3 protein-coding genes and 1 pseudogene are annotated in these 4,439 nt (G+C 49.4%); all 4 read right to left on the reverse strand.

Annotation, left to right across the window (positions count from 1 at the left end):
- Positions 1 to 16: 16 nt before the first annotated feature.
- Positions 17 to 1,045: a hypothetical protein gene (locus ABS758_RS14855; protein WP_350384125.1), complete on the reverse strand. Its 1,029-nt coding sequence runs from the start codon at positions 1,043 to 1,045 to the stop codon at positions 17 to 19.
- Positions 1,046 to 1,075: 30 nt separating this feature from the next.
- A complete protein-coding gene (locus ABS758_RS14860) occupies positions 1,076 to 1,465 on the reverse strand; it encodes a hypothetical protein (RefSeq protein ID WP_350384127.1) in 390 nt (129 codons plus the stop codon).
- Positions 1,466 to 2,157: 692 nt separating this feature from the next.
- Entirely contained in the window at positions 2,158 to 3,552 is a 1,395-nt protein-coding gene (locus ABS758_RS14865; RefSeq protein ID WP_322995001.1) for a hypothetical protein, read from the reverse strand.
- A gap of 194 nt (positions 3,553 to 3,746) precedes the next feature.
- Positions 3,747 to 4,439 (reverse strand): annotated as a pseudogene (locus ABS758_RS14870) (hypothetical protein); the annotation flags it as partial.

Here is a 4,439-nt window from a genome sequence, read left to right on the forward strand (position 1 = left end):
AAAGCTGCATCAGGAATCACCTGAAACCATAAGACGTGCCGCATGATTTACCGGACATCTTCGTTGACAAACACCGCGGTCGCCGCAACACCTCATAGCGCTTTAAATAGTCCTTTTCCGAGCAGTCGGATGTCTCCGGAATTTCGCCATGGATCACGATAATCTGCCCCCCCTCAGAGACGAGTGAGCCAACAGCCACGGGTGCCCTCACATGGTCGCCTCGCCCCTGCTCCAGGTCATCCAAGCGCATGAAGACAGCTAACTGCTGCTCGACGAGAGCCATACGGTACGCTTGCGGATCCAGAGCGTGCTCGGGTGCAGCAACAATCAGGCGATTCCACAGCGGCTTGAGCCAGGCCAGTGCTGCACGGCGTTGTGGCAACGGCGACAACCGAGTGAGCCTTTGTTGCTGAGGCAGCAGCGTCAGGTAATTGACCACGCAGGCTAGCGCACAGCCAAACGCCTCAGGCCCCCAGCCAGTAAAGCCGCCCTGCACATGACGCAAGGCAACGCGCGCACCCATATACCAAGCCTGACAAACTCTAGCATCTGGACTGGGCGCTTGCGCGGCTTCTAGTTTGGAGTCCCATACGAGCCTGGGCAGTGGGTCGTCCTCCAGGCTAAATTGGACGCTCTGTTCAGCCTCAGCCAATAGAGCGTTGGCATAGGCGAGCCCACCGATCACACTACCCAACTGGCGCGCAAGGCGAAACCAGTCGATGGGATGGCTTACACCACGTGCATACACATCAACTTTGGAGTGGCGTGACAATACAAAATGCCCAAGCACCAGCGCTGCATCAGCTCGGACGTGACGTGGCATCTTCTGGTTGGACACCACCTCAAGGTTCTCCCTGATACGTGCCAAACCCCTTGAGCACGGCCCCTCGCGCAAGTACAAAAGCGTGAACAAATCATCGCCAAAAAAATTATTCAGCGGCGTCTCAGGCGCTTGGGCGGTCCGTGCCTCATCGCCCTGCACTTGCTTGCAAGCTTCGTCGTCCAGGCATTCAGACAAGGCCTCGGCAAAATCTTTCTGTTCCATGATATTTCTTCCTATTCTTATATTTAGTTTTCAAGGGTCAGTTGCACTACAAGCGGCGCATAGCGTGACAAACCAGCCGCCACCCGTGCGATGCTCACCTGGGCACCCACACCGCTCACAGATATGAGTGCTTGCGGCCTCGGCCAACGTCACGGCCTCCCGGATCGCCGCTGAGATCGAGGCGTCAACGCCCTCCAGCCTGTAGTAGAAGCGCAGAGCACCAAACTTCTCCTTGACCTGTACAACTTGCATGCGAGCGCCATGGGCCTCGCGCAGAATTGAATCGATACGGGCGTACAGTATGGCCACCAGTTCGCTCCAGCCATCGCTCACCTCAAAACCCCAAGGCAAGGGGCCACGTGGAAAGAGTTTCGGGTAAAGGTTGGGTAAAGCATCCAGACGAGCACGGGCCTCGGACATGATGTGTCTCCGATACAAAAGGGTGGCAAATAGGCGGAAATCGTGGCTGACGGCCAATGCTGCAACCTGCGTCAGGATGACGGGGCAGCCTACAGGCGGTCAGTCAGTTGGGATGTTGGATGGTATGAACGACATGGGAGGCTCCAATTAGTCTTGTAATCTTGGCGGAGCCCATAAAAGCAACAAGCCCCGCAATAGTGGCGGGGCTTGTGGATGACGGCATCAAAGCGTCACAACATCATATCCCCGCGCACGCGACCGTAAACGGTCACTATGACAGCGATCGTTATCGTCCAATTCTTCGGTGCGTAATATTCGTGGCGGTTCATGATGGGTCTCAGTCGTTGTTTGAGAGACGGGAGCGGCAAGTCGAAAACGTTGCCCCATGAAAATAGGATATCAAACGCATTCCCTGTCATGCAAGAAAAATCCCACAGTAGTGGACAAATTTTGATTTTGTGGCATAAATACAAACGATATCATATGATTTTTACCGCAAAACCCTCACATCTGCCGCAAAACCCCCACATCTGACAACCTGGAAAACATGGCACATAACCAGATGTGAATGAACCGCCTCCAGAGAATCGATTCCATCGTTTGAATTGTAGAGAATTGCCCAAATTAACTCAAAAATTCATAACAGTTACAAAAAATAATGATACCGGTGCTCAAGCCTATAAAACTACATTTCAAACATTAAAATACTCAAACGTTGGCTGCCCGAACCGCTCGTTTTGAGTGAGTTTAAATAAGCTTTTATGATATCTATTTGGATCAGCTGCCCAAGACCAGGTCATAGCACTATCAAGAGCATGTTCATCACACATGCTTCGATCGGCGGAACGAGATAACGCACGCCATTTTGCACAAGTTTTTTCGTCTAAGCTTGCTACTTCTGGGCAAAGGATCTGGACTATGCCACTTCCGACCATACTGACTCCATCAACAGGCGGAACTGTGTGCTCAATTAGCTTTGATTGCAGAAAGCCATCACATATGGGGTACTCGTTCATAGCTACAATTATCCGCCAATGCCGTTCGTGTGTATCCTCCAAAGCGGCCAATAGCCCAAAAAATCCGTCAAATGTCCAACGGATCTGATCGCTGTCAGCAAGAAAGTATGACCATGTATTCGGCCGCATCAATCGCAAAGGCACATGCTTTCCCTTGGCGGTGCGAAGCCCTTCAACATTACAAATGCCCTCGACCGACATTCTCCAGGTTAAGAATGCCACAGCATGTAGGCAAGCCTTTTCGCTATGTAGATAGAGTGTTTCATTACGTGAAAGATTAGCCAAGTGCTTAATACAAGCATGATGGGCACGTAAATATCTCTTATAGATGTGCCGCCGGACGCTACGATAACTATGGCCAATGTCATCAGTAAGATAATGCTTTGACCTACTTTCATTCTTATCAACCAAACAAAGCCGTGAAATAACATGTGCGGGTTTTTCCCGCATAGTGAATTTCCAAAACAGTTCTTTCTTTGTAATGCTTCGTACGAAACCTAGTTGCCATTGAGCGAACTGTATTTCCGGTTGATTTGCCCGGTGAGCATTCAGCAACGCGTCTATAAACGACGGGCAGCACAGCGTACCCGTTTTCACCTCCTCCCACCAATCAATAAATTCCCTGCAGTAGCCGATTACAGTGTATTTTAGTGTGTCATCAAGGGAATTGAAGCGCGGCGCATTACTAAACTTATCGAGGCTTTTCCCACAGCTTGTGCAGGCCGAGTCACTATGGCTCAACGGGCGTAAGGCGTCACAGGAGCTGCAAGGTTTAATGAGCTTGCAACGATGCCAAGGGCACTCGTCAATCATAGTAAGTTGAAATAACACGCAATGATACCCAAGCTTGTCACAGTATGGGCAATGACGAATATAAAGCCCAAATGAGCCTATAGGCGCAATATCTAACTGATCCAAAAAGCCTTCTTTCAACCGTTCAACAGCCACACCCAACAGACTCGCATATCGATCAAAGTCTATCCAATCGCCATTTAAATGGTTTCTATGCACACCGCTATTTTTCGGCACTGGCTCCCGTTCTATCAGCTTCTCCAACTCAAGCATTGTCATGCGGTTGATTGTTAAAACCTTTAGAAATACGGACCATGCCGATTCGTACGGCCCGGGCGCGTGAGAATCCCAAGTCAATCGATCTGATGTTTTATTGATTTTCGATATACTCATACTCATTGACAATCAAAGGCGGCTACCTATTTGTGCTCTTTATTAACTTTAATTAGCGGCTATATACGTACAAACGTCAACTAATGCGCGTCGCCAACATTGCCGTGCATTAGACCGCTAAAGACAGCTAAGTTGGAAGCGCCAACCGCGTCATTAATATCCCCATCAGAAATAGCGACATTGCAACAATCCTCAGTGCGAAGAGCGAGAAGTAAATACTCCACGGTTAGGCACACATGCTCCATAGGAACGCCCGCTTCAGTATAAGAGCCAAGCGCATTAAACAAAGCACTCCAAATTTTCTCTGAATAATTTATCAGACGAAATCCGGCATCATAGCCTTCGGGTAAAAAAAATCGTGTGTATGACCAACCCGAGCCCTCTGGATATTCTGAGTCATAGTCATAGGAATTCAATATATCTCGAAGATCGTCGACAGACGAACAGCCTTCGAATTGAATCGGCTCGGCAAGGAACCGCGCTAATAATTGATGCTGTCTCCTTGTCATGAGTCCTGTGACCCTGTCCATGATCTCAGGTTGAGCAAAAGAAATTGTAGTCATGCTGATTTTTTGCATATGCAATGCGTTATGCACCGCCAATAGCTGCTCAAGATCTACGTCGTTGAGTCGGTGCATTTCGTCGATTATTAACACTAGATGGTTACCCCCTAGGGCGGCCAACTTCACCATAATGTGAATCACACCGGGAATCGCGGAGGCTGTTTGATTAAAGTAAAACAGGTTCCGCAGGCGGTGCTGCAAGTTGTCGAT

The sequence above is a fragment of the Castellaniella sp. FW104-7C03 genome (assembly GCF_040276085.1).
Classification (GTDB): domain Bacteria; phylum Pseudomonadota; class Gammaproteobacteria; order Burkholderiales; family Burkholderiaceae_B; genus Castellaniella.